Annotated in this window: 25 protein-coding genes and 1 pseudogene; 9 read left to right on the top strand and 17 right to left on the bottom strand. The window is 37.9% G+C overall.

The features are described from left to right. A pseudogene (locus A9G24_RS13150) lies at positions 1 to 901 on the bottom strand (transposase); the annotation flags it as partial. 439 nt (positions 902 to 1,340) lie between these two features. Between A9G24_RS13150 and cspE the strand changes: the two are divergent. Beyond that, positions 1,341 to 1,550 (top strand): transcription antiterminator/RNA stability regulator CspE, encoded by a 210-nt coding sequence (gene cspE / locus A9G24_RS05840; protein WP_025315032.1) that lies wholly within the window; start codon positions 1,341 to 1,343, stop codon positions 1,548 to 1,550. Between the two features lie 159 nt (positions 1,551 to 1,709). Here cspE and gapA read toward each other — a convergent pair whose 3' ends face one another. Continuing rightward, complete coding sequence (gapA, locus tag A9G24_RS05835) at positions 1,710 to 2,705, bottom strand: glyceraldehyde-3-phosphate dehydrogenase (RefSeq protein ID WP_065638193.1); 996 nt, start codon at positions 2,703 to 2,705, stop codon at positions 1,710 to 1,712. A 972-nt stretch (positions 2,706 to 3,677) separates the two neighbouring features. On the opposite strand from gapA, the gene asnA reads away from it, so the two are divergent. After that, on the top strand, positions 3,678 to 4,670 hold the full coding sequence (gene asnA / locus A9G24_RS05830; protein ID WP_065638192.1) for an aspartate--ammonia ligase: 993 nt from the start codon (positions 3,678 to 3,680) through the stop codon (positions 4,668 to 4,670). 76 nt (positions 4,671 to 4,746) lie between these two features. Here asnA and A9G24_RS05825 read toward each other — a convergent pair whose 3' ends face one another. From A9G24_RS05825 to A9G24_RS05805, 5 genes are all read right to left on the bottom strand, one after another. After that, the gene (locus tag A9G24_RS05825) at positions 4,747 to 5,172 is read right to left on the bottom strand and encodes a DUF1161 domain-containing protein (RefSeq protein WP_065638191.1); all 426 of its coding nucleotides are present in this window, start codon (positions 5,170 to 5,172) and stop codon (positions 4,747 to 4,749) included. Between the two features lie 367 nt (positions 5,173 to 5,539). Further along, entirely contained in the window at positions 5,540 to 5,803 is a 264-nt protein-coding gene (locus A9G24_RS05820; protein WP_081303094.1) for a SemiSWEET family transporter, read from the bottom strand. 742 nt (positions 5,804 to 6,545) lie between these two features. Next, positions 6,546 to 7,697 (bottom strand): lactaldehyde reductase, encoded by a 1,152-nt coding sequence (fucO, locus tag A9G24_RS05815; RefSeq protein WP_065638190.1) that lies wholly within the window; start codon positions 7,695 to 7,697, stop codon positions 6,546 to 6,548. A gap of 4 nt (positions 7,698 to 7,701) precedes the next feature. Next, positions 7,702 to 8,670: a 2-keto-3-deoxygluconate transporter gene (gene kdgT / locus A9G24_RS05810; protein ID WP_065638189.1), complete on the bottom strand. Its 969-nt coding sequence runs from the start codon at positions 8,668 to 8,670 to the stop codon at positions 7,702 to 7,704. 12 nt (positions 8,671 to 8,682) lie between these two features. Next, positions 8,683 to 9,576: a dihydrodipicolinate synthase family protein gene (locus A9G24_RS05805; protein ID WP_065638188.1), complete on the bottom strand. Its 894-nt coding sequence runs from the start codon at positions 9,574 to 9,576 to the stop codon at positions 8,683 to 8,685. A 218-nt stretch (positions 9,577 to 9,794) separates the two neighbouring features. On the opposite strand from A9G24_RS05805, the gene A9G24_RS05800 reads away from it, so the two are divergent. Next, the gene (locus A9G24_RS05800) at positions 9,795 to 10,553 is read left to right on the top strand and encodes an IclR family transcriptional regulator (protein ID WP_065638187.1); all 759 of its coding nucleotides are present in this window, start codon (positions 9,795 to 9,797) and stop codon (positions 10,551 to 10,553) included. A gap of 27 nt (positions 10,554 to 10,580) precedes the next feature. Here the strand turns inward: A9G24_RS05800 and A9G24_RS05795 are convergent, their stop codons facing one another. Further along, on the bottom strand, positions 10,581 to 11,984 hold the full coding sequence (locus tag A9G24_RS05795; protein WP_065638186.1) for an aminotransferase-like domain-containing protein: 1,404 nt from the start codon (positions 11,982 to 11,984) through the stop codon (positions 10,581 to 10,583). Positions 11,985 to 12,157: 173 nt separating this feature from the next. Between A9G24_RS05795 and pdxS the strand changes: the two genes are divergently transcribed. The 5 genes from pdxS (at position 12,158) to A9G24_RS05770 (ending at position 15,750) form a co-directional block, all read left to right on the top strand. Continuing rightward, a complete protein-coding gene (gene pdxS / locus A9G24_RS05790; RefSeq protein WP_065638185.1) occupies positions 12,158 to 13,045 on the top strand; it encodes a pyridoxal 5'-phosphate synthase lyase subunit PdxS in 888 nt (295 codons plus the stop codon). Beyond that, entirely contained in the window at positions 13,045 to 13,638 is a 594-nt protein-coding gene (pdxT, locus tag A9G24_RS05785; protein WP_065638184.1) for a pyridoxal 5'-phosphate synthase glutaminase subunit PdxT, read from the top strand. The genes pdxS and pdxT overlap by 1 nt, the downstream gene beginning before the upstream one ends. A 333-nt stretch (positions 13,639 to 13,971) precedes the next feature. Further along, positions 13,972 to 14,328 (top strand): ArsC family reductase, encoded by a 357-nt coding sequence (locus tag A9G24_RS05780; RefSeq protein WP_065638201.1) that lies wholly within the window; start codon positions 13,972 to 13,974, stop codon positions 14,326 to 14,328. A gap of 13 nt (positions 14,329 to 14,341) precedes the next feature. Continuing rightward, complete coding sequence (dapE, locus tag A9G24_RS05775; RefSeq protein ID WP_065638183.1) at positions 14,342 to 15,481, top strand: succinyl-diaminopimelate desuccinylase; 1,140 nt, start codon at positions 14,342 to 14,344, stop codon at positions 15,479 to 15,481. Positions 15,482 to 15,558: 77 nt separating this feature from the next. Further along, positions 15,559 to 15,750 (top strand): YpfN family protein, encoded by a 192-nt coding sequence (locus A9G24_RS05770; protein WP_065638182.1) that lies wholly within the window; start codon positions 15,559 to 15,561, stop codon positions 15,748 to 15,750. Between the two features lie 8 nt (positions 15,751 to 15,758). Here A9G24_RS05770 and cysZ read toward each other — a convergent pair whose 3' ends face one another. The 7 genes from cysZ to A9G24_RS05735 form a co-directional block, all read right to left on the bottom strand. Beyond that, positions 15,759 to 16,589, bottom strand: a complete 831-nt coding sequence (gene cysZ / locus A9G24_RS05765) for a sulfate transporter CysZ (protein ID WP_081303093.1) — start codon at positions 16,587 to 16,589, stop codon at positions 15,759 to 15,761. Between the two features lie 99 nt (positions 16,590 to 16,688). After that, positions 16,689 to 18,728: a tRNA(Met) cytidine acetyltransferase TmcA gene (locus A9G24_RS05760; protein ID WP_065638181.1), complete on the bottom strand. Its 2,040-nt coding sequence runs from the start codon at positions 18,726 to 18,728 to the stop codon at positions 16,689 to 16,691. 3 nt (positions 18,729 to 18,731) lie between these two features. Beyond that, positions 18,732 to 19,187 carry a DUF441 domain-containing protein gene (locus A9G24_RS05755; protein ID WP_065638180.1) on the bottom strand — a complete coding sequence of 152 codons (456 nt, stop codon included), beginning with the start codon at positions 19,185 to 19,187 and terminating at the stop codon, positions 18,732 to 18,734. Beyond that, on the bottom strand, positions 19,187 to 19,897 hold the full coding sequence (gene purC, locus A9G24_RS05750; protein ID WP_065638179.1) for a phosphoribosylaminoimidazolesuccinocarboxamide synthase: 711 nt from the start codon (positions 19,895 to 19,897) through the stop codon (positions 19,187 to 19,189). Before purC ends, A9G24_RS05755 begins: the two co-directional genes overlap by 1 nt. 67 nt (positions 19,898 to 19,964) lie before the next feature. Then, positions 19,965 to 20,729: an outer membrane protein assembly factor BamC gene (gene bamC, locus A9G24_RS05745; RefSeq protein WP_065638178.1), complete on the bottom strand. Its 765-nt coding sequence runs from the start codon at positions 20,727 to 20,729 to the stop codon at positions 19,965 to 19,967. A gap of 38 nt (positions 20,730 to 20,767) precedes the next feature. Then, positions 20,768 to 21,646 carry a 4-hydroxy-tetrahydrodipicolinate synthase gene (gene dapA, locus A9G24_RS05740; RefSeq protein WP_065638177.1) on the bottom strand — a complete coding sequence of 293 codons (879 nt, stop codon included), beginning with the start codon at positions 21,644 to 21,646 and terminating at the stop codon, positions 20,768 to 20,770. Positions 21,647 to 21,742: 96 nt separating this feature from the next. After that, a complete protein-coding gene (locus A9G24_RS05735) occupies positions 21,743 to 22,501 on the bottom strand; it encodes a Nif3-like dinuclear metal center hexameric protein (RefSeq protein WP_065638176.1) in 759 nt (252 codons plus the stop codon). A gap of 227 nt (positions 22,502 to 22,728) precedes the next feature. Between A9G24_RS05735 and rnt the strand changes: the two genes are divergently transcribed. Beyond that, positions 22,729 to 23,403 carry a ribonuclease T gene (gene rnt / locus A9G24_RS05730; RefSeq protein ID WP_065638175.1) on the top strand — a complete coding sequence of 225 codons (675 nt, stop codon included), beginning with the start codon at positions 22,729 to 22,731 and terminating at the stop codon, positions 23,401 to 23,403. Between the two features lie 104 nt (positions 23,404 to 23,507). On the opposite strand, the gene A9G24_RS05725 is transcribed toward rnt, so the two are convergent. Both A9G24_RS05725 and A9G24_RS05720 read right to left on the bottom strand, forming a co-directional pair. Beyond that, positions 23,508 to 23,834: a Grx4 family monothiol glutaredoxin gene (locus A9G24_RS05725; protein ID WP_065638199.1), complete on the bottom strand. Its 327-nt coding sequence runs from the start codon at positions 23,832 to 23,834 to the stop codon at positions 23,508 to 23,510. Positions 23,835 to 24,176: 342 nt separating this feature from the next. Further along, positions 24,177 to 25,073, bottom strand: coding sequence for a hypothetical protein (locus A9G24_RS05720; RefSeq protein WP_141673081.1), 897 nt, complete (start codon positions 25,071 to 25,073; stop codon positions 24,177 to 24,179). Positions 25,074 to 25,538 lie beyond the last annotated feature (465 nt).

Raw genomic sequence — 25,538 nt, 5'->3', positions numbered from 1 at the left:
CTGCTGGTAGTTTTATATATTAATGTTTGCCCGTTTGGGCAAGTATAAGTATCGTTTTGACTGTTATAGATAAACTGCTTTTTTCTGATGGGATTCGCACCATGGGTGGGACGACGATAACCCAACACCGGATATATCTGCTCTGCCAGCAGTAAATGGCAAATGGGAGCCGTAAAATAACCCGCATCAAGACCGACACCAACCGGATTAAAGCCAAACCGCTCTAACTGGCGTTTTAATCGAGCCATGTAAGGCTGGGAATCATGGATATTTCCAGCTGTGACATAGGTATCGGTAATTAAATTATGTTTGCCATCAACCGTTCGGTGATCTAAGTAGAAGAACCCTTTAGGCTTGCCTTCCCGATGCATAAAGCCACTGTCCGGATCTGTTGTACTGACTTTAACCTCCTTGTATTTCTCTACCGTCGATGGCTTTAAGGCTTTTTTCCGTTTAATTCTCTTTCTGCGTTGATGGCTTGATTAAGCGCATCAATATATTGACTGGGCTCAACAATATTATCAAAAATCTGTTGATAGATTTCACTGTCATTAAACCGACGGCGACGATTTTGGCTAAGTGTTGAGGCGTCAATCACTTTTTCGGTTAATCCCATTCCCAGAAACCAGCGGTAAGCTAAATTGACCTGAATTTCCTGAACCAGACGACGTTCACTGGGGATACCGAAAAGATACCCCAATAGCATGATCTTAAACAGTCTGACCGGATCTTCTGCCGGACGACCGTTATTAGGGCAATAAAGTGGTGCTACCGCTTCTCGAATAAATTCAAAATCAATGACTTTAGCTATTTTACGAACAAGATGATTTTGGGGGACAAGCGCATCTAGTGAGATTTGCTCTATTTTTTCTGGTGTCGCTGGAGTTGTTTTTTTTAGCATAGAAGAACTTCTCTTATAATGAACTCCTCTCTATTAGATCAAAGAACTCGCCAAAAAGCGAGTTCTTTGTCATCAATCTGACGCCATAAATACTATTTTATGGCTTTTTTGTTTTTGATTAATTTATTAACATCCAAAATTAATTAAAAGTTTTAACTATACAATAATTTGCCTTTTATCAATTTATAAGTAATTATCTAAAAAATTAAGAAAAACTAAATTCTAAGCAAAAAAAATTATTATTAATATCTTGCTTTTGGTTATAATTTATGCGGTAATAGCACTGGGTAAACAACAAAGTTGAAATTATGAAAACGACTAACTTTGGTAATGTGATTTTGAACGTTTATCATGGTTGTGAGTTACATAATGAAGACAATGTTAAAGCTCATACCAGCCTAAAAGGCTAATTATTAATTATTGTTAGGATGTCTAGTAAATGAATAAGAAAACAGGCCAAGTAAAATGGTTTAATGAAAGTAAAGGTTTTGGTTTTATCACACCTGCGGATGGAAGTAAAGATGTATTTGTTCACTTTTCTGCTATTTCAGGAGATGGTTTTAAAACCTTAGCTGAAGGACAACAGGTTGAATTTGCGATCCAAGATAGCCCTCGTGGACCAGCAGCAGCTGAAGTTGTTGTAATCTAGTTCAACTTTAAATAATTTATTTCCATACTAGCAAAACGCTCACCTACAAGGTGAGCGTTTTTTATATAAAAAATCTAAAAAATCACACGCAATTTAGCATAAAAAAAGCGATCCTAACTAAGATCGCCATTTTAACAAAACTAGGATAAATGCTAATTATTATTTAGAAATAACAGCAATTAAATCTAATACTTTGTTTGAATAACCCACTTCGTTGTCATACCAAGAAACAAGTTTCACAAAGTTATCACTTAATTGAATACCAGCTTTAGCATCAAATACAGATGTGCAAACTTCACCTAAGAAATCGGTAGAAACAACATCATCTTCTGTATAGCCAAGAACGCCTTTCATCGGGCCTTCAGCAGCTGCTTTGATTGCTTTACAAATATCTTCGTATTTAGCTGGTTTTGCTAAACGAGCAGTTAAGTCAACAACAGAAACGTCTGGAGTTGGAACACGGAAAGCCATACCTGTTAATTTACCATTTAATTCAGGAATAACTTTACCTACTGCTTTAGCAGCACCCGTTGATGAAGGAATAATGTTTTGAGCAGCGCCACGACCACCACGCCAATCTTTATGAGATGGCCCATCAACCGTTTTTTGAGTTGCTGTGGTTGCGTGAACAGTAGTCATTAGCGCTTCAACGATACCAAAGTTGTCGTTGATAACTTTAGCTAAAGGCGCTAAACAGTTAGTTGTACATGATGCGTTAGAAACGATATCTTGACCTGCATAATCTTTATCATTAACACCAATTACAAACATTGGTGTGCTATCTTTTGAAGGACCCGTTAAAACAACTTTTTTAGCACCAGCTTGGATGTGCTTACGCGCAGTTTCATCAGTTAAGAATAACCCTGTTGCTTCAGCAACAACATCAACACCGACTTCGTCCCATTTTAAGTTAGCAGGATCGCGTTCAGCAGTAACACGGATTGCTTTACCGTTAACAACCAATTTACCGTCTTTAACTTCAACTGTACCGTCAAAACGACCATGAGTTGAATCATATTTAAGCATATAAGCCATATATTCAACATCTAATAAATCGTTGATTGCAACAATTTCAATGTCTGAACGTTTTTGAGCAGCACGGAAAACAATACGACCAATACGGCCAAATCCATTAATACCTACTTTGATTGTCATAACAATTACCTTCTTTTTTGTGTTTTTAATGTTAAAAATCTTTCCTGTAAACTATCAAATTTTAAAGATTTATTCAAGAAGATTCCTAATAATTAAACACGAATTGATTAAATAGATTAGACCAAGTGCAGGTTAGATAAATTATCGCAAATAAAATCATTGTGTTATTTAAATTAACCGCTCAGCATGATAAGGCATACTATAGTCATGCATTACTCCAAAAAGTTTATATGCGCTATCGATTCAACCGAATAAAAAGCGAACTGAAATATTTCGCTTTAAATATCTATTAAAACTGCCCCAAAACTATCTTACATGCTAATAACCCAGCTCAGTTGTATGAGCTAAAAACTTTAATAAGTGTTGTTGTAACAGTTGAAGATTTTATTCAATCGTCAGGTTGTTACCGCTAATTGAATAGATACATCAGTGATAGTTACACTTCGCTAAGTTGTCGGCACATTCTGACGCAGGAATAAGATAAACAAAATAAACTATTGTTTTTGGTTGAAAATCAAAAAAACAATATAATAAATGACATTTTCGAGCATTCTTTGGTGGGAAATAAAACTTTTTTGGTAGTTGGAATGGATTAGGTGCAGTGCTTTTGGACGTTTACAGTATAGATGTTCAAAATAGTTACCGTGAACACATCCAAAACCTCCCTCTAATAGCTTATAGAAATCCTAAAAACCTTCATTTTTTAGATAGTATATTGATTATATTTAAATTTTTGTTTTAGTGTTTTTGATTTAAATCATGTTGTGAAAGATTCAGTATTTTCTTATAAAAAGAAACAAGTTAATGAGTTGATTTCGTTAATATTGCCACTAAAATATCATTAAATAAATCCAATAATTTATATACCGTTGAACAAATCCAAGCTATAACCTTTTTATCTACATCTTGCAAAATTTAACCATCTAGTTTACTTTACCTATTCAGATAAAACTAAATAACTAGAGTGTAAGCATGATGATATCATTCAAAGAGCAACAACAGCGAATTAGTTTTGTTAAGCAATTTTTTGCCAATCAACTTGCCGAGCGTTTATCACTGCTCGAAGTGCAAGCACCGTTACTAAGTAAAGTTGGCGATGGTATTCAAGATAATTTATCAGGCACTGAGCACGCAGTTCAAGTTAAGGTAAAAGCAATACCTGATGTGCAATATGAAGTGGTACATTCACTGGCTAAATGGAAGCGTAAGATTTTAAGTGAGCACCATTTTGAAGTTAGCGAAGGCATTTACACCAATATGAAAGCACTACGCCCAGACGAGGATCAACTTTCGCCCATTCATTCCGTTTATGTCGATCAGTGGGATTGGGAAAAAGTGATTCGCCCAGAAGATCGCAATTTAACTTATCTTAAACAAATGGTTGACAATATTTATGCTGCGATTAAGGCGACCGAAAAGGCAGTTTCACAGCAGTATCACCTTTCTCGATTTTTACCCGAATCAATCACCTTTATCGATAGTGAACAACTATTAAAACGTTATCCTAATTTATCCCCAAAAGAGCGTGAAAACGCCATAACAAAAGAACTGGGCGCGGTGTTTTTAATTGGTATTGGTGGTAAGCTGTCAAATAATGAAAAACACGACGTGCGTGCACCCGATTATGATGATTGGAGTAGTGATAACGATTTAGGCTCTAAAGGATTAAATGGCGATATTTTAGTGTGGAATCCGATTTTAAATCGTGCAATTGAAATTTCATCCATGGGCATTCGAGTCGACCCAGATACATTAAAACGTCAATTAAAATTAACGAATGACGAAGATCGTTTACAACTTGCTTGGCATAATGCATTAATTAATGGTAATTTTTTACAAACTATTGGGGGCGGTATTGGTCAATCGCGTTTGGTCATGTTACTGTTACAGCAAAAACATATTGGTCAAGTGCAAGCAAGTGTATGGAGCGAGGATATCAAAGCAAATTACAGCCAATTACTATAGCAACACACCCTACAAACATAGGGCTTTACGCCCTATACTTATGCTTAAACAATCGCACAAGTTAGTTTGTAGCCAGTTATTGACTGTGTGCTGGAGCAGATTGAGTATTTTGTGGGACAGGTTCTATCTGTTCGATTAGCACGGCAGAATCAGCTGGTTGGTTTGCTTCGGTTGGATTTATTTTTGATGGCTGTGATGTTTTATCAGCACCGCTTTGCACTGGTTCATCTTTTGCATTGCCTATCTTATCTTGCGACTCAGTTGCTAATCCGTCTAAACGAATATAAACAATATGTTGCTGACCACGATCACATGATCCTACTATTTTACCTTCAATTTGTTGTTCGGACTTATCAGCTGGTTCAAGTTTGAGTTGAAACAGCGATGGAGCAACGCCATTATTTTTGATTTTTTCGGCAATATTATTGCTAATTTCTTCACAATTTGATGCCGCAGCTAACATAGGTAAACCAAGTAAAAACAAACCAATTAATTTTTTCATTTTCTATTCCTTTCATATACGATTCAATTATCGTAGGCATTATAAAACGATTAGTCAATCTATCTTGTTTTAATGTGTGATTAAAACAACTGCCAACATAGTTACACATCCAACAAACTTGTCATTTTGTCGGATAATGTTAATGCGAACCACCTAACTCAATTTATTCACTATAAAATTTGATAAGTGTTTAACAAACCTGTTGATAACTTAGTAATACAATGATTATTAATTGCTTTCTTAAAAGATTAAATCTTAACCAATCCTGTTTGTGATTTTATTTTGATGAAAAAAATTACCCTTAATAAGTAAAATAGCCATAAAAAAACAGACAAAAAGTGATTACTACTCGATAGCTTAACACTAATCATAGCGCGGTAAAAAAAGCGATTAAACCAAAAAACACGCCAGGAGAATTAGCAATTGCAATTGGCCAGTCTTTCTTTTCTCTCAATAAGCCATAGCTAACCCAAAGCGAGCAGTTAATAGCTGCTGCTAACGGTTGGGTAGGATTTGATTTAAACCCATGTAAATTATCAATGATTTGCGGCACATAAGAAACATACATCCCTAATGATGCTATCGTAGCTATAATCCCTAAAATACGAAAAGCCTTTGGTGAAAGATGCAAAATTGCCTCCTAATATCGCTTATGATTTATCATCTAATACCAATGATTATAGCTAGTTAGGGTATTGTCAGTAAACCATAAACTGGGAATAGCGGTGTAAATTAGGTTAAAATAAGTCGAGCAATTGCTCTAGTTTGACTTATGAACTCACATGATTTATAAGAATTGACATTTAATCATCAGGTTATAAAGACGTCCCAATCATTTGTAATGCAGAGTGATAACAGCTAACACGGCGTAACTAATTTCAATAATTGGTTAAACGGTTAATGTTACTTAATCTCGCCTTCAACTATTTTATTCAATTATGTTGCTGATAACGCAAAAACGGATTTGAAATATTTATTCACCATATGATTTGATAAGTACTGAATAAGCCTGTTGATAACTCAATAATATAATAATTACTTATTAATTTTTAAAAAGGTTAAATATTAAACTATCCTAATAATGATCTTATCCTGACTAACCAACCCGCTTTTTTAACTTTTGAACTCACTTGCTGAGCAGATAAACTCATGTGTTTTGCTGAAATTACATAATGACATAAATAATAGTTTAAAGAGTAAACCAAATAGTTAAATACTAACAAAAAGGCGATAGCCATAAGCCACAACAAATGAACTATCGCAATAGGCCAAATATTTATTTTATGTAATGATTTATTACAAATTCAACATAACCTATTCATCAACACAATCATCCTTGTAAAATTCAAGTTATGGAGAATTGTTATCAAAAGTTAATAAACATGGTGATATAACATTTCAATATCCTTTACATTAACCTCTCGTGGATTGCTACTAGTACAAACGTCGGCAAATGCAGCCTGAGCAAGCTCGGGAATATCTTGCTCTTGAACGCCAATATCACGCAATTTAGCCGGAATGCCGACATCTTTATTTAGCTGTTTAACCGCTTCAACAACATATTTACGAACCTCTTGTATTGGCTGATTTAAGATATCTTTTAATCCCATTGCTTTGGCAATATCACGGTATTTGTCACCAGTTGATTCAGCATTAAATTCCATGATATAAGGCAATAAAACAGCATTAGCAACACCATGTGGGATATTATAAAAAGCACCCAAAGGATGTGCCATACCATGAACAAGCCCAAGGCCTACATTTGAAAACCCCATACCGGCTATATATTGCCCCAGCGCCATATCTTCTACGCCTTTAGGATCGCCTTTAACCGATTCGCGTAATGCGCGGCTAATAATTTCTATCGCTTTTAAATGCATCATGTCTGATAGCTCCCATGCACCTTTGGTGATAAAACCTTCGATAGCATGCGTTAATGCATCAATCCCCGTTGCTGCTTTTAAACTAGCGGGCATCGAAGCCATCATTTCGCTATCAACAATAGCAACAACAGGAATATCATGCGGATCGACACACACAAACTTACGTTTGTTTTGTTCATCGGTAATAACATAGTTAATGGTGACTTCGGCTGCTGTTCCAGCTGTGGTTGGAATCGCAATAATTGGCACAGTCGCTTTTTGCGTATTAACAGCCCCTTCTAAGCTACGCACATCAGCATGCTGTGGATTATTAATGATAATACCAATCGCTTTTGCCGTATCTTGTGGCGAACCGCCACCGATAGCAATTAGATAATCAGCCTTTGATTTTTTAAATCTTTCCACCCCATTTTTAACAATACCAATAGTTGGGTTTGGAATTACTTCGTCAAAAACATCATAATTAAGCCCAAATTTATCTAATAAATCGGTAACTTTTGTAGCGATTTTAAATTTAATAAGATCTTTATCTGTAACAATAAGTGCCTTTTTAAAATGGCGTTTTTTTACTTCATCAATCAAATGGCTAATTGATCCGGCACCAAAGTACGAGGTCTCATTTAATATCATACGATAAGTCATACTATTACTCCTTAATTTGAATATTTTTTGCAATATACTTGCTAAATAAAGAGGTGATGATTGGAACAACAATCGAGGTAATTACCACCGATGCTGCAACAAGTGTGGTTGCGGCAGGTGCCGCTTCGGCAAAAGTTGGGGCAACTTCAGCTACTAAAAAAGGGGTTGCCACAGCAGCGCCAGCAGTACCAGATGCAGCAATTCCAGCAATGCCTCGACCGCCACCTACAAATATATCAGCCAATATAAGCGGTATACCTGAAACAACAATAACAAAAACAGCCAAAAATACGCCTAAGAATCCTGTTTTAAAAATAACGGCCAAATCAATTGTGTTACCTAAAGCAAAAGCAAAAAAAGGTATGAGTGTTTTTGTGCCTACACTAAATAAGCTTCTTAATTCTTCATCTAAGTTGCCTAAAATAAAACCAACAATAAATGGAATTAAGACACCCACTAAATGCTCTGGTTGAAAGGATGCCAAGCCAGCTGAACCTAAAATAATCATAGTCATTAAAGGTCCTGACTCCATGGAAATTAATACTGATGCACTAGCTTCTTCTTTAGTGCCATATTCTTGCATTAAAGAAGCATACAATCCGGCATTGGTCATATCGAGCGACGCCACGATGGCTAAAACCGATAAGCCCGCAAAAAATCCCGTTTTAACTAGGCCATCATCAGGCAGTATTTGTGTAAAAATAAAAGCGCATGCCCATGCTACCGCTAATTTAGTGGCAACTAATGTGCCTGATTTTTTCAGTACTGTACCGGTTGCGCTCACTTTAATTGAAGCGCCCATGCAAAATAACCAAACAGCCAAAATAGGCACCACACCATTTATAATACCGTTAGTAAAAGAACCAAAGTATTTAGCAGTTCCAGGTGCAAAAGTATGTAAAAGCGCACCTAAAAAAAGAGGTACCAGCATCATGCCACCAGGCACTTTATCAATAAACTTTTTGATTTTCATAAATAAGCCCTTTTATTGACAGTTAAAAAGTTTTTTTATTTTTTCAATTTGTTCACCACTTAATGTTCCACCAAAATTCCGCGATCTTGGTTCTAAATAATGTTGTTTTTGTTCTACCGCAACTTTAATGGTTGTTACAAAATCATCGCCAATGCTATAAATATTAGACAATCGGCTGATTTCTTTATGTAATCGAGTCAATTCATTAAAATCGCTTTGCTTAAAGGCTGCCATTACACTGGCAAAAATTTCAGGAACAACATTGTTAAGACCCGATAAAACGCCTGCACCACCATTCATTAAATTCGGCACGAAATACTCATCAAAACCAGAAAATACAGAGAAGTCTTTGCGAATTTTTTGTGAAGCCAAAACGATAGATCGAGTGTGAGATGCACAATCAACGGTATCTTTAATACCAATAAATTTTGGAAAGTCAGATATTAATCGAGTGACTAGTTGTGAATCAACATCGCACCCAGTTCGAGCAGGAAAATTATATATAAACCAATTACCTAAAAATTTTGAATCTAAATATTTATAATATTCGTATAATTGATTTGGTGTTTGTGCAAAATAGAAATGTGGTAATGCCATTACGGCGCCATAGCCAGCATCAAATGCTGCATCAGCAAGCTTTACCATATCGTCAATAACGGTGGTTGATACGTTAACAATTAAAGGTAAATCAGTAAATTGATGAGCTTGCTTAATGATTTCTAACCGCTCTTGTATGGTCATGGTGACAAACTCACCAATAGTGCCCATAACCAAAATTCCATTAATTTTTGAATCAGTTAACATTTTGTAGTGCTGTTCCATCGCACCAAAATCGATTTTATTTTGACGGTTAAACGGGGTAATTGCAGGGCAGATAGCACCAAAGTATGGATTTGAATTACTCATAATAACTCCTAATTAAATTAACAACACTATATTGAATTTAATTTCAATATAGTGTTGTTGATAAATCAACTCAACTTAATTAGGGGGAAATAGCTCATTATTTATTAAAAATGTGACGGAGATCAAATATTAGGCAGAATCATCAAGAAAGAATGGCTATTGTTGAAACTAAAAAAAATATTTATACTTACAACAACTTCAATACATGAGTTTAATTTGTGACAACAGAAATAACAACGCAAGCACCTGCCATCGATAAAGCAACCCGAATATTTCACTTTATTGCAAAACACGATGGCGCCACTTATACCCAAATCTATCAAGGATTATCGTTACCCCAAAGTTCAACATCAGCATTACTTGCCAGTTTGGTTACTAATGGCTTATTACGACAAAACGAGGGTAAGTATTTTTTGGGCCTTGTCTTTTATGAATTTGGTAATAATGCCATTAAACAATTTAATATTAAAGATTTGGCAACTGAACCGCTTTTGTTTTTGCGCGATAAAACACAACTTGCGTGTCATTTAGGTGTATTAGATGGCAATTCTGCTATTTATTTGGCTAAAGTCGAAAGCCCAAGCGCTATTCAAGTCAAAAGCTGGTTAGGCCGTAAGCTTTCCTTACACAGCTCTGCACTGGGTAAAACACTTTTAGCATGGGAACCCGAGCAACGAGTTGATGACTTGTTCCCAAACGAAAACTTACCCATAAAAACGCAAAACACTATCACCACAAAAACTGCGTACAAAAATGAGTTGAAAAAGATACGTGAACAAGGTTGGGCATTTGATAATGCTGAAGACTTTGATGAAGTAACCTGTTTAGCTGCGCCCGTTTATGATAAGAATGGCAAAGTCATTGCCGCAATTAGTACATCGGGGGTCCGATTTCAAATGCCAAACGAAAGAATAAACGAATTTGTTCAATATTTGCTAGCAGCTACAAAAATGCTATCCGATAAAATAAGAAGCTAGTGGTTTATTTTTGTGACAATTTGTTTGTTACCTAACCAATGGCGGTACAAAATGACCAAAGCTAAATCTTGTTGTCCCAAGGCTATCGCCAAAATCGGCACCTTGTGACACAATCACACCATTTAATAACAGTTGATTAAGTAGCGCTAATTCTTGCGCTACCGTGCTCACCGGTAAATGAGCATATAAATGAAAGCCCCCTAATGGTTCTTGGTATGTAATATCACCACAAAAATAGCTATCTAACCATTGCATTAATTGCTCAGCTTTGATTTGTAGTGCTTGCCGTAACTGTTGTTGATGGACTAAATGATGATGTTGCAAATATTCTTGAGCTAATAATTGTGGCAATATGCTTAGACCCGAATCAATATGTTGCCGAATTTTGGCCAGATTTTCGATGATGCTACGCGGAGCGATCATCCACCCAACACGAATATTTCGTCCAATATATTTTGATAGCGATCCTAAATAGATAACTTGATTATGCTGATCCCATTTCTTAATGGGCGATACCGCCAAATCAGGTTGAAACGCTAAACTACTGTATGCATCATCTTCAACAATGCCAATACTTTGTGAACGGCAAAATGCCAGTATTGCTTGTTTTCGCTTGTCGCTCATAACAAAACCGCTCGGATTTTGAAAAATGGGATTCAAAAACAACCATTTAATTTGATGTTGCTGCACGCAGTTGGATAAACTTTCAAGCATAATCCCCTCATTATCGCACGCAATACCGTACAAACGTAAGCCCGCCGCTTGAAACAAAGGTAATGAGTAAAAATAAGAGGGAGACTCAATTCCAACCGCATCACCAGGTTTAAGTAACCCCTGCGTAATGAGAAATAACGATTGCTGTGTGCCCGATGTAATTAAAATTTCATTAATATCAACTTGCATGTAAAACTGCACTTGCATATAAAGCGCAATTTGGATTTTAAGCGATGGCAAACCTAATTGTTGTGCATCGCTATTTTTTTCGTGCATAATCAGTTCATTTAACGAAGTATTTGGTAGCTGTAGTTTAGGAATCAAATTGGTTGGCAAATCGCCATTAGCTAGATCGCAAATATATGGTTGTTGCACTCGAACTTGCGCTACTTTTTGTTGATAAAACGATTGTTTATTTTGATAAAAATGCGCCGGTAACCGCCAATTAATTGATGAATACGCTTGTACGCCCCACTTTTGATGATTGACATAAGTACCACTTCCTTGTCGCCGGATCAGCACACCACGTTCAGTTAACAGCTCAAGCGCATGCACAACCGTTGAACGATTGATACCCAGTTTTTTTGCTAGTTCGCGTTCTGAAGGTAGCCTCTCTCCCGCGATCAATATGCCCTGTTCAATATAGTGTTCAATAAGTTGCGTAACTTTTTTAAAAAGAGATCCGGTAAATTGTACCAGTGTTTGTCTATTCCACATGGTTATTTTACTTTAATGTGTTGATTGCTTTGAGCGTTTTGGTACGACAAATTCGTTCCAAAAATTGGATGGCTTAATTATAGTCCAATTGGCTGTTTTTTGCTGCACTTTATTTTTGAATAATACTGCGAATTAGACAATTTTGTCATTATTAATTTAATTAGGAGCAAAAGATGAACCAAGTTATAGGTACACAAACCGTTAAGCGTGGTATGGCACAAATGCAAAAAGGTGGCGTCATTATGGACGTTGTTAATGCTGAGCAAGCAAAAATTGCCGAGCAAGCTGGGGCAGTTGCGGTAATGGCTTTAGAGCGAGTGCCTTCAGATATTCGCGCGGCTGGTGGGGTTGCCCGAATGGCTGACCCAACTATTGTTGAACAAGTCATGAACGCTGTTACCATACCGGTAATGGCTAAAGTACGCATTGGGCACGTTGTTGAAGCTCGTATTTTAGAATCAATGGGCGTTGATTATATTGATGAAAGCGAGGTATTAACTCCGGCCGATGAACAATATCACTTACTTAAGGATGAATTTACCGTACCTTTTGTATGTGGTTGTCGTGATTTGGGCGAAGCATTACGTCGAATTGGCGAAGGGGCATCAATGCTACGCACCAAAGGTGAACCCGGTACTGGCAATATTGTTGAAGCAGTGCGCCATATGCGTAAAGTAAATGAACAAATCCGCCTAGTAACAAGCAAATCAAAAGATGAATTAATGACCTTTGCCAAAGCAATCGGTGCACCTTATGAACTGATTTTACAAGTCAAACAGTTAGGAAAATTACCCGTAGTTAACTTTGCTGCCGGCGGCGTGGCTACCCCTGCCGATGCAGCATTAATGATGCAACTTGGTGCCGATGGTGTGTTTGTTGGATCGGGTATTTTTAAATCCCAAAACCCAGAAAAGTTTGCGAAAGCCATCGTACAGGCCACCACTTATTTTAATGATTATCCACGGTTAGCGCAGCTTTCAAAGGGCTTAGGTGAAGCAATGAAAGGCATTGAAATTAGCACGCTGGCTCAGTCAGAAGGAATGCAAGATCGAGGTTGGTAATGACAAAAGCATCCAAACAAAGTCATATTAAACATATTGGTGTACTCAACTTACAAGGTGCAGTGAGCGAACATATCACTATGCTAAAAAGTATCGACAATGTACAAGCGACTTTAGTGCAAAAACCCGAACAATTAACTAAACTAAACGGTTTAATCATCCCCGGAGGCGAATCAACAACCATTAGCCGTTTAATTAAACAAAATGGACTTGTCGAACCGATAAAACAATTTGCCAAACAAGGAAAAGGCATTTTGGGTACTTGCGCGGGACTGGTGCTTTGCGGTAACAGCACAACTCATAACGAGGTCGAATTGTTGGGCTTAATGGATATTTGTGTTGAACGCAACGGTTTTGGACGGCAAATTAACAGCTTTGAAACAACTTTAGAGATACCAACGATTGGTGACCAAATCCCTGCTATATTTATTCGCGCACCTTATATTGCCAAAGCAGGAAAAGGCATTGAGCAACTGGCATTTGTCGATCAGCACTGTATTATGGCACAGCAGAATAACATCTTAGTTTGTGCCTTTCATCCTGAACTAACAACCGATAATCGTATTATGCGTTACTTTATTGATAGATGTTAGAATAAAGGATTGTTTAAATCGTCTATACGGAGATAAACTTGTAAAAAATATTCAGGATTCTATACCGTTTCGTTTAAATCGCTTATACGAAAGTAAACTAGAAGCTGATATACTATAAAGCTTGTTTTTCAAAAGCAAATAGGATTTTTGTTTTCAAAAAAACTTTTTTCAGCCAGTTATTGATTGTTTTTATTTTTTGTTTCTTTTGAGGAAACACAATCGCATCAAAACCAACTACAAAAAAGATTTTATTTAGATGATCCCTACAATTTGCTGGCGTATACTGATAACTGTTATAATCTCCCTTTATTTTTTAGATTTGGATCACTGATTATGTACATCATCTACGGTATAAAAAACTGCAATACGATGAAAAAAGCCTTTACTTGGCTTGATGATCATCATATAGCTTATCAATTTTATAATTATAAAACCGATGGTCTTTCGGCAGATCTTTTAGATACTTTTTTAAAATTGGTAGATTGGCAAAGTTTGCTTAATACACGCGGTACCACATGGCGTAAGTTAGATGAGTCTGTCCGTGCACAGGTTGATAATGAGCAAGCAGCAAAACAGATCATGTTAGCCAATCCATCCATTTTAAAACGTCCTTTGCTTATTGATGGTAAACGTGCTTTGTTAGGTTATTCAGAAGAACTTTATTCCCAATTTATTTCACAATCTAAATAAAATAGAGACCATTATGACTGAACCTGTTATTGCGCTAACCAAAGCGCTCATTGCTGAGAAATCGATAAGTCCTGACGATAAAAATTGTCAAAAAATAATTATTGAGCGATTAAAACCACTCGGTTTTATTATTGAAGAAGTCAATATTGGGCAAACCAAGAACTTATGGGCCTATCATGGCGATGCTACCGGCAAAACTTTGATGTTTGCTGGCCATACTGATGTCGTACCAGCAGGTGATGAAAGCAAATGGCTTTATCCACCATTTTCACCAACGATTAATGAAAATGGCATACTTTATGGCCGTGGTGCATCGGATATGAAAAGTGGCGTTGCTGCCATGGTTTGTGCGGCAGAGGATTTTGTTAAACAACATCCTAATCACACTGGGCGCGTCGCCTTTTTAATCACATCAGATGAAGAAGCCGATGCAAGTGATGGCACGGTTAAGGTGGTTGATTTGCTCATCAAACGTCAAGAGCGTGTTGATTATTGCATTGTGGGCGAACCATCAAGCGATGTAGTACTTGGCGATCAGATTAAAAACGGACGCCGCGGTTCACTGACTGCCAATTTAGTTGTGCATGGCATTCAAGGTCATGTGGCTTACCCTCATCTTGCTGATAACCCTGTGCATCGTTTTGCACCTGCGTTAAATGAACTGGTTAGCACCGTTTGGGATGAAGGCAATCAATACTTCCCACAAACAACAATGCAAATAGCCAATATTAATAGCGGCACAGGAGCTGAAAACGTCGTGCCGGGTGAGCTTCGCGTACAATTTAACTTCCGTTATAGTAGCGAATTGACAGACGCAGATATTAAAACACGCGTTGAGCAGATTTTACAAAAATATAACGTAAACTACACCTTAACTTGGCGGTTATCAGGCCATCCATTTTTAACACCACAAGGCGATTTAACCAACGCTGCTGCTAGCGCTATTAAGGAATTTACCGACATTGATACAAAACTATCCACCAGTGGCGGCACATCTGACGGACGCTTTATTGCAAAAATGGGATGCCAAGTGATCGAGCTTGGAGTACTTAATAAAACCATCCATAAAGTGAACGAAAATGCCAATTGCCAAGATATTATTACCTTAACCGCAATTTATCACCGCATTTTAGAGAAACTGCTGTTAGTATAGTATTGTTAGCATTGCGTTATTGGCATGGATGATTGCTATAATTGGATGATTCCGATTTTAACTTAAAGGGGAATACGATGGAGTGGCTCAAAGATTATTGGTGGATAATTGTAGTTATTTTAATTGGAATTTTTATTAATACCATTAAAGCACTGAACCGTTTGAGTTATAAATCGTATCTTGAAAAAAAGAAAGGGATAAAACCTATCCCTTATCAAGATGATGACGACGATGATTGGCCGTCAACAAAATCAACGAAAAAAAAGTAACAACCACCTTAACGAAAATCTTGGCTACTGCTGTCAAATAGTGCTTGATGACGGTAGCGATCAACCCACATTGCCGTTGCGCCACACACCGCAACAGGCATAACAATTAAATTAAGCAGCGGCACCATGGTGAAAAAGCTGACTATGATACCAAAGATTATATTGTCGCCCCGATCTTGTTTAAGTAATTCACGCATGCGGTGAAAGGTAATTTTGTGGTTATCAAAGGCATAATCGGCATATTGAATATTAATTTGCCAAGCGGTAAATAAAAACCAGATTACTGGTGTAACCGATTGCCCAATAACAGGAATAAAATAAGTTAGCAGTATGGGGATTGCCCATATTAAATAGTTGAACAGTTTTTGTAGTTCACGTCCAAAAATACGAGGGAGATCTTTAATAATGCTCATCCATGACATATCTGCCGCGGGAATGCCCGTTAACTTCGCTTCGACTTGTTCGGCCAATAAGCCATTAAAAGGTGCGGCAATGATATTGGTTACCGTACTAAAGAAATAACAAAACAAAATAACCAGTATTAAAATTACGATAAAAACAATGATATATCCCAGCCAATGCAACCAACTTGGCATATACGTAACTCCCCTATCCACCATGCCCGATATAGCGGTAAAAAACCAATAAAATAGTGCTGACATCACCACAATATTGGCAATTAACGGTAAAAAAACAAATCGCTTAATACCTGGACTAAACGCCAATGACCATCCTTTTAAAAAATACTCAATGCCTGTTGTTGGTTGATTTTTAGGGTTGTGGGTGTGGTTTTGTGAATAGCGATGTTGCGTTTGATTTTCTAATTTATTTTGCGTCACATTCGGTTCCTCTTAAATTAAAACGAATTAAGTTAAAACGGGCTGAACTTAAACAGGATAACTATTGTAAACAACCCCCTTGATAACCTGCAATGGCAATCAGCTATCATTATGGGTACTTTTATCAAATATCATATTATTGCTGTGCTTTATTAGCCATGTTTTGACTTCGAGCTTAATGGTTTGCATTAACGCGCCTTTACCTGCAAGTTGATATGCATTAATAATCAAAGATTGATTGTTTTTGCTTTTTAACAGTGCTGATAACACAGGCAAAGATAACGGCTGTGGTTGTTGCAATTGCGATTGCAGATTTATTTGATTGTAGTGAACTAATCGACACAGTGAGGGATAACTGGCTTCAAACGGTCGATGAAAGTGAGCAAATCCAACTAATTCATCCAAATCGGGCGCGTCTAAATCTTGTTTTAATAGTGAATTATCGTTATTCGCAAGAATCTGGTTAAAGGGTAAATTGATAATATCTTTAAGCCAATAGGCATTACGCTGTAGTTTTTGTTTTAAATTAAGGGTTAAATGACATCCTGACTTGGTTAGTGGTTTAAGTGCCATAACCGAATAACAGCCACTACTTGCCTGTTTATGACTACTGACATGAACCAAGACAAAACCACAAGCAGTCCAAAATTGATAATTAGACGGGCTATAAGCAAAACTGACTGACACAAAATCGTTATTTTGCACTTTGGCATGATCACAAATCGTCTGTACAAGTTGTTTTGCGATATGTTGCCGTCGGTAGGCACTCATAACCGCAATACGGTTAATGCGAACTGAGCGCAATTTAGCCGCCAATCGCTCTCCGGCATGAGCAACGAGCGACTGAGCCACTAAATTACCTTTAGGACGGCGTGTTCCTTGCCATACTTGGGTTATTAGATTATCAGACAAGTTTCCCTCGGTAATTGTAAGAGCCGCCGCAATTTGTTTATTGTCTGTTGTTGCCTGCCAAACCGACAAGTTTTGCGCATCAAATAAACGCCTCAAATCGATTAATGTGGTTTGATAGTGAGCAATTTTTAATAGATAAAAGATCGACCTTAATGTGTCAACATCATTGCGTTCAACCTTTGAATATTGAGTTGATAACGGGCTTGTAACAGGGCTATTGTCCTGCGTTAATAAACCATTAAGTAATAACCGATCACTAAATTGCTCTAGCATATCATCGGCCTGCCACCGAATGGGCGTGTGTAGATGAAAATATTGACATGTTTTACCCGATAGCAATTTCAACAAAAAGCCCTGCCCAGTACCTTCATATCCATCAACGGTGGTGGTTAACAATACCCGACAGTTATTGGCAATAGCCAGTTGTAGCAGTTTTTCAAGCATGGGCAACGGAATCATGGCAGCTTCGTCGATAATTAGATAATCGGCACAATCAATATTTGACTGCGCAATTAATTCATCAGGCGCAAAAAATGGCGTAGTAGGCTTAGCAAAAACAAAAAAAGAGGTCAGTGCTGATTTATTGGGTGCGGTCACAATGCAACGTTGATAATGGCTAAACCGCCCTGCTAGTGCCGATTTACCCCGTCCGCGTTTAGCAACTAAGACGTTTATAGACTTATTGCTGTTTAATAACTGTTTTAATGTGGCTTGCTGTTCGGCTAAGTTCCAAGCGGCATCGGTCATCACTAGCAAAGAAGGTATGGCGGATATAACATTTTTTGGCAAAGATGTTGAATTGATTGATACACCAAATTCAGCCAAAGTTTCCGTTAAATGTGCAACAAAATTAGGCACAGTAATCGGATTTTGACTTTCGTTCCAGCGCAGGCTGTCTTGATCATGCCAAAAGGTCAGATCCTTAGGTAATAGCAAAATCAAAACACTACCTTTCACTAGCGTACCAACCAGCATGGCAAAAGCATCAAGATTAAATCCTGCTGTTGCATCAAAAATAGCATGTCGATACTGCTGGCCCAATAATTGTTTGGTTTGATGGGGCTTGAGTGCATTAGCAATTAACGGACTAGGCAAATAATCAGGCTGATACGTAACAGTTACCCAATCGCCAACGTTCTGCTCAAGGATGGGACGCAATTGTTCAAATAATTGCGCACTTTCACCCTGTAACACCCATAGCTTTCGGTTGCTGTTGGGATTTTGCATAAGCTAACTTTTTCCAATGAATAGCGATAATATACCTGCAGCAATCAGTGGACCAACTGGAATGCCTTTGAAAAATGCAACACCAATGAGCGTGCCAATAATTAAGCCATTAATAATGGTAGGATGTGCACCAATGAGCGATATACCACGCGTGCCAAGCCACGAGACTAAAATACCCACCAAAATAGCCAATATAGATTGCCAAGTGGTAAACGATTTGGCTATATCACTAATTTTTAACGATCCATCCGCCAATGGCACCATCATCGCGGCAGTTAAAATAACAATACCGATAGTTAAGCCATATTTATTTAAAAACGGGAAATAAGTGTCAAGTGGCGTTAATTTAAACAGCAACAATAACAGTACAGCAAATGTCACTGTGTTATTGTGCGTCAAATAACACAGTGCCGCTAAACCCAAAAGAAGCAAAAAAGAGATATCAAACTGCGCAAACATTACAAACAAACACCAATCCTTTTTGCCACTTCCTCATAAGCCTCAATCACACCACCTAAACCTTGGCGAAATCGATCTTTATCCATTTTTTTTAGTGTCTGTTTTTCCCATAGGCGGCAACCATCAGGCGAAAACTCGTCGCCTAAAGTAATTTCACCCTTAAATAAGCCAAATTCGAGTTTATAATCAACCAATATTAGCCCAGCTTTATCAAACAGATCAGTCAAAATGGTATTAATTTTAAAGCTAAGTTCTTTCATTTTGGTTAGTTGATCATCGCTAGCCCAACCGAAGGCTTTACAGTGCGATTCGTTGACCATTGGATCGTGCAATGCATCATTTTTTAGGAATAATTCAAACGTAGGAGGATTTAAAACTTGACCTTCCTCAACCCCTAAACGTTTAACTAAAGATCCCGCTGCGCGATTGCGCACCACGCATTCAACAGGAATCATTTGCAGCTTTTTGACAAGCACGTCATTGTCAGATAATAGAGCCTCAACCTGAGTTGGAATACCCGCTTCGTGCAATTTAGTCATAATAAAATAGTTAAATTTGTTATTCACCATGCCTTTACGATCCAACTTCTCAATGCGTAAACCATCAAATGCCGATGTATCATTACGAAACTCAAGAATTAATAAATCAGTGTTTTCGGTGGTATATACCGTTTTTGCTTTACCACGATAAAGCTCAGCCAACTTTTTCATGTTTTATAACCTTAATATCAATTGCCAATAAATAATTAAGGAGCTCTGCGCTCCTTAAATTACAAACTTATTCTTGATTTGTACCATTCACGGCTGTTGCAGGTTTCTTACTTTCATTGTCTTTTTCAGCATTATTGTTTTGTGCTTTTGGTGGCACAACTCGCACTGAATCAGGCGCAACATCATCCATTATGTCATTAAACAAACCAACAACATAACGTTGTACTTCGATCGGTTGCGTCATCAAATTGTGGGCACCACGAGTTAACGAAGTAATTGAAATGGCAATAGTTTCGGTATCGCCTAATAATTGTCGCTTAATTGAATAAGTAGCTTGAGCGGCTTGATCTTCGTCAGCACGTAGCATAAAGGCATTACCTGTTTTAATAGCATTATTGTCACGGTTAACAATAGAGATATTTTTCTTGCTTAAGCTATCAGGGATTCGCTCCCATACATGACTGCTTAATGGCACATTAAAGGTGACCGCACCGTTGTTATAAATCACAAATGCGTCTTGAATAGTTGGAATTGGTAAACTTGGCGGCCTAATATCTAACTGTTTGCCTAAATCACCATGAAATTCGGATTTATCAACGTAAAAGTCACCACTTTCAGCCGGTACCTTAACGCCTTTGGGAATGACTAACGGTTTTAAAGTGGGTGATTTAAGGTAATCTTCATTACCTTCGACTTCGCGCTTAAAATTTTGATCGCTACCACAACCGACAAGAAATAAAGAAGCCAAAACGGTTAAAACAGCCGTTTTTTTAATAACATTGCTTTTAAATATGGTTTTGTTCAATGTTTTATTCAATGTATTATTTAACATAAATATCTGCTTTTTAATTAAAGGTTATACAAAACTAATTACAATAAATTTGCCTCTTTTAATGCTTGCTCAACGGCAGGAATCGACGAGGTACTTAGCTCAACCAATGGCAATCGAATGGTTGCGCTTTGCATTAAACCTAATCTTGCGCACGCCCATTTGGCTGGCGTTGGGTTGGGTTCGATAAATAAATTATGGTGTAAAGTCATTAAGGTGTCGTTTAAGGTGCGGGCTTCTTGAATTTGGTTATTAGCAGCAAGCTGACACACATTAGCTACGGCTTTAGCCGCAACATTAGCCGTCACCGAAATTACGCCATCACCCCCTAAAATCATAAAGTCTAAAAAGGTTGAATCATCGCCACTCAATAATTTAAAATCAGAACCAACCAGTTTACGCGTTGGATAAACTCTAGAAAGGTCGCCAGTTGCATCTTTTAGGGCGACAATATTCTTAATTTTAGCTAAACGACCAACGGTTTCGGGTTTAATATCACTACTAGTGCGTCCTGGCACGTTATATAAAATCTGCGGTAGTGCAGTGCTTTCGGCAATGGCTTTAAAGTGTTGATAAATACCTTCTTGAGTAGGTTTGTTATAATAAGGTGCAACCGTTAAACAACCTACAACACCGATACGTTCAACTCGGCTGGTTAATTCAATGGCCTCTTTTGTTGCGTTTGCACCAGTGCCGGCAATAATGGCAATACGTCCATCGGCATAGTCGATGGTTCGTTTAATCACATCAATATGCTCATGGTGATCAAGCGTAGCCGATTCGCCCGTTGTTCCCACCGAAACGATACCCGATGTTCCATTGGCAATATGATATTCGACCAATTTTTTTAAGCTTACGTGGTCAACGTTTCCTTTCGTATCCATGGGAGTAACAAGTGCAACCAGACTTCCTGTAAACATAAAATGACCTCTCAGATAATCGGTTTATAACATAAGGTAAAGAATAAAAAATCTGCGAATAAGTATGCGATATTTCTAAGGTAAATTCAACTTTTGTTATGCAGGATTATCAATATCAACGAAAATAACCTCAACACCATAACAACTCGCTAACCATTCGCCCAATTTTCTAATACCATAACGCTCGGTGGCATGATGCCCAGCGGCATAAAAATTAATGCCATATTCGCGCGCAAGGTGGATGGTACGCTCTGACACCTCACCTGTAAAAAACGCATCTACGCCCATTTGCGCAGCTTGCTCGATATAATCTTGCCCACCACCACTACACCACGCAATACGATTAATCACTTCAGGCGCATTATCACCACAAAATAGCACTTGCCGTTTGTTATTGTGTAACACTTGTTCAAGCTGAAGTTTAAATTGCAAAGCAGTCAGTGGCGAGCGTAATGTGCCAGTAAAAAGCAGATCGGTGATATCGTTGCGTTTATCGACTGAAATACCCAACAAATTAGCCAATTCGATATTATTGCCAAAAATGGGATGACCATCTAACGGCAAGTGATAACCATATAAATTAATATCGTTAGTTAATAGCGTTTTTAGCCGTTGGTATTTAATGCCGGTGATGGTTTGTACTTCGTTCTTCCAAAAATAGCCATGATGTACAAGCACCGCATCGGCTTGCAGTTCGACCGCTTTATCTAACAATAACTGGCAAGCGGTAACGCCTGTCACAATTTTATTGACTTGCGCACGCCCCTGCACTTGCAATCCATTTGGTGCATAGTCACGATAGCGGGTAATTTGCAGTTCGTTGTTAATGATCTTTTCTAACTCAAAGTTTTGCATTGATTGCTCGGTTTTAATATTGTTTAATAATGATTGATAATTATAATCACTTTAACCAATAATGGCATCTAATCGTTCGCTTTGATGTGACTTAAACGCGATTGGCGTAAAACTTGCTAGAATGACACCTAATAAAGATAAACTCATGGAATGCAAACTCTCAACGCCAATGCTAGGCGAACCGCTTAAAAGCTGGCATAATAGCCCTTTTTTGATAGATAAGATAGATTAACGTGCCAAACGCCAAATTATGTGAACGCTTTCGTGGATTTTATCCGGTTGTAATTGATATTGAAACATCAGGATTCGATCCAAAACTCAACGCTATTTTAGAAATCGCGGCTATCACCTTAAAAATGACGCCTGATGGCTGGTTAGAACCTGATCAATCCTTACAATTTAATGTCAACCCGTTTAACGATGCAATTTTAGAACCCACCGCACTTGCTTTTAACGGCATTGACCCTAATAATCCACTGCGCGCAGCCGTGGACGAAAAGCACGCCTTAGACGAAATCTTCAAAATGGTTAGATCAGGCATAAAAGCCAGCGACTGCACGCGCGCGGTGATAGTTGCACATAATGCGCATTTTGATCATAGTTTTTTAATGGCAGCGGCTGAACGCTCAGGCATCAAGCGTAACCCTTTCCATCCTTTTGCTACCTTTGATACAGCATCACTCAGTGGTCTGATTTTTGGGCAAACGGTGCTAGCAAAAGCTTGCCAAGTGGCACAAATTACATTCGATCACAAACAAGCCCACAGCGCACTATATGATACGCAAAAAACCGCCATACTCTTTTGTAAAATTGTTAATCGACTTAAATCGCTTGGGGGGTGGCCTTTAGTGCCTATGGATAGTGAAACTGAGACACAACAAGACGATAACAATGCGCAATAAACTAAAAACGAATAAACATACAAAAACAATTGAAAATTAATTTACTCGTTATATAACTACCATAAAAAAGCGCGCTCAATTTGCGCGCTTAATTCATCGTTTAATTAGGATTTATGCTTTTCGGCAGTTTGCTTAATAAGCGTTTGCAGTTCACCAGCTTGAAACATTTCTAACATAATATCACAGCCACCTACTAATTCGCCTTCCACCCATAATTGTGGAAACGTAGGCCAATTTGCAAATTTAGGCAATTCGGCGCGAATATCAGGATTTTGTAAAATATCAACATAAGCAAATGGCTCACCACATTGCGACAAAACCTGCACCGCTTGAGCCGAAAAGCCACAACTTGGCAATTTTGGCGACCCTTTCATGTATAAAATAATCGGATTTTCGGCAATTTGTTTTTTGATTTTATCGAGTGTTGTCATTTCGATTGTCATGCGATTTCCTTGGTAATCATTGTAATAATACAGGCTATTTTAACTCACAATTTGGCTTGTTCCTACTGCTATCTTATAACCAATTTGCGTATATGGGGATTTTTAGAGCAAAATGTAAAGCAATTGTTTTTATAAAAGACAATATCTATAAAAAAGCAATAAAATCAAAATGATTTCTGGCATTTTTTTGCTAGAATAAATGGATTTTGCTGGATTTACCTTTGTGAGATACTTCTTTGTCGGCTCGTGCCCCCTGCTTACGCAGAAGGCGCTTTCTTTAATTCGTTATCCTTAAATTCACCTACACCTCAAGGATTAAGTCCTAAATGCTTAAGGAACTACACAAATTCCATACGAGACGAAACTTGGATAAGTACTACGCACGGAACCACTCATTGAGTTTACACCGAATGAGGCTTCACCTGTCCAGTAGTCTCCGAAGCTGTTGAAGCCTGCACCATCGTAATTAGCCATCAGCCCCCATTCAGCGAAGAATCCTGCCCCAATCCGACGCTGGTAATGATTACCCGTTGATGATGGCGTAGCGCCAACGGCTCCTTCACAGTGGCGGCCTGAGTGCAAACCAAAGCATACGGCATTAGTCAGATCCTTTACCTGTGGCATACGATACCCTAAACCATTACACCAATCTGCCTGGTAAAAAGAGTAATCCCCTTTACCTCCACGGTGAACGAACCACTTTTGTAATACAAATCCATATTTTACTATCTCATTACCACCACGATCTCTCCCCACTAATTCGAATGTCTGCGGTAACCTTGGCACAGAGATCCGACTTGGATGAGGATTGTACCATTGAGCTCTAGCCTCGGGTCCCTTTAGAGTAACACGCGTTACCATGCCACGAAACCATCTATCGCTTGATCTTGTCCTTGTTACGGTAGCAGTTATTCCCTCATGTGCGACTGGCTCCCATATCAATTGATCTGGATCAGCACCCTCTAACTCTAAATCAAAAAATAATCCATCAGCCCCCGTGCTCGGGAAATTAAGAGCGTATGATGCGGGATCTGATTGAGTGATGAGAAATCCTTCATTTGGGTTCCATATGTCAGCAGGACCGGCGTATTCATCTGTGCCCCAATCCTTATTCGGTCTTGCGAAGCTGAGGGCTACTGGTGGTTCCGATAGCAATATTATGGCATCACTACGGTTATCCCCTCGACCATTTTTATAGGTTAATGCCGGTAACCGCAATGAATACAACAATAGCAGCAACAGTGCCAGCAATAACCAAGATTTTGGGAATATTTTTGATGATAATTTTGGAAATAACGTTGAGAATGTAAACGAGGTGAATTTTAAAACTTGTCTAATAGATTCATTTGATAAGTTTAAGACATAGGTTTGCCAGGTTTGGTGTTTGGTGTTTGGTGTTTAAAATGGTACTGCATTACTCCCCCCTTTGTCAAGTATTTTTTTGTTTTATTTGATTTTTTTAACTGGCTCGCTTATTAAATAAACTGATTAATTAAATTATAGCCACAAAAAAGTGCTTGACTAGTTTTTTTGCGGATTTTTTGTAAGAAAATGTAAATAACAGAACAGTTCAGCTTTGAAATGATAGAGATTTTTCAATCAAAATAATCGATTATATTTCGATCTTTTTAACATTTTGGTGGAATAAATAGCGTCTGTAGCAACATCCGAGATGGATTGCGAATTTTTATC

The sequence above is a fragment of the Gilliamella sp. App6-5 genome (assembly GCF_001690525.1).
Classification (GTDB): domain Bacteria; phylum Pseudomonadota; class Gammaproteobacteria; order Enterobacterales; family Orbaceae; genus Gilliamella; species Gilliamella apicola_H.
Note: the sequence above shows the minus strand (reverse complement) of the source record. Positions and strands in the feature narration are given on the sequence as shown.

Coding starts and splice junctions, on each gene's coding strand:
- A9G24_RS05735 (WP_065638176.1), bottom strand. CDS start 22,501: ATGCAAAACTTTGAGTTAGAAAAGATCATTAACAACGAACTGCAAATT.
- purC (WP_065638179.1), bottom strand. CDS start 19,897: ATGAAAAAGTTGGCTGAGCTTTATCGTGGTAAAGCAAAAACGGTATAT.
- asnA (WP_065638192.1), top strand. CDS start 3,678: ATGATGATATCATTCAAAGAGCAACAACAGCGAATTAGTTTTGTTAAG.
- dapA (WP_065638177.1), bottom strand. CDS start 21,646: ATGTTTACAGGAAGTCTGGTTGCACTTGTTACTCCCATGGATACGAAA.
- A9G24_RS05825 (WP_065638191.1), bottom strand. CDS start 5,172: ATGAAAAAATTAATTGGTTTGTTTTTACTTGGTTTACCTATGTTAGCT.
- kdgT (WP_065638189.1), bottom strand. CDS start 8,670: ATGAAAATCAAAAAGTTTATTGATAAAGTGCCTGGTGGCATGATGCTG.
- cspE (WP_025315032.1), top strand. CDS start 1,341: ATGAATAAGAAAACAGGCCAAGTAAAATGGTTTAATGAAAGTAAAGGT.
- A9G24_RS05755 (WP_065638180.1), bottom strand. CDS start 19,187: ATGTTTGCGCAGTTTGATATCTCTTTTTTGCTTCTTTTGGGTTTAGCG.
- A9G24_RS05770 (WP_065638182.1), top strand. CDS start 15,559: ATGGAGTGGCTCAAAGATTATTGGTGGATAATTGTAGTTATTTTAATT.
- bamC (WP_065638178.1), bottom strand. CDS start 20,729: ATGTTAAATAATACATTGAATAAAACATTGAACAAAACCATATTTAAA.
- A9G24_RS05725 (WP_065638199.1), bottom strand. CDS start 23,834: ATGACAACACTCGATAAAATCAAAAAACAAATTGCCGAAAATCCGATT.
- A9G24_RS05760 (WP_065638181.1), bottom strand. CDS start 18,728: ATGCAAAATCCCAACAGCAACCGAAAGCTATGGGTGTTACAGGGTGAA.
- A9G24_RS05780 (WP_065638201.1), top strand. CDS start 13,972: ATGTACATCATCTACGGTATAAAAAACTGCAATACGATGAAAAAAGCC.
- pdxS (WP_065638185.1), top strand. CDS start 12,158: ATGAACCAAGTTATAGGTACACAAACCGTTAAGCGTGGTATGGCACAA.
- fucO (WP_065638190.1), bottom strand. CDS start 7,697: ATGACTTATCGTATGATATTAAATGAGACCTCGTACTTTGGTGCCGGA.
- dapE (WP_065638183.1), top strand. CDS start 14,342: ATGACTGAACCTGTTATTGCGCTAACCAAAGCGCTCATTGCTGAGAAA.
- A9G24_RS05795 (WP_065638186.1), bottom strand. CDS start 11,984: ATGTGGAATAGACAAACACTGGTACAATTTACCGGATCTCTTTTTAAA.
- pdxT (WP_065638184.1), top strand. CDS start 13,045: ATGACAAAAGCATCCAAACAAAGTCATATTAAACATATTGGTGTACTC.
- gapA (WP_065638193.1), bottom strand. CDS start 2,705: ATGACAATCAAAGTAGGTATTAATGGATTTGGCCGTATTGGTCGTATT.
- A9G24_RS05805 (WP_065638188.1), bottom strand. CDS start 9,576: ATGAGTAATTCAAATCCATACTTTGGTGCTATCTGCCCTGCAATTACC.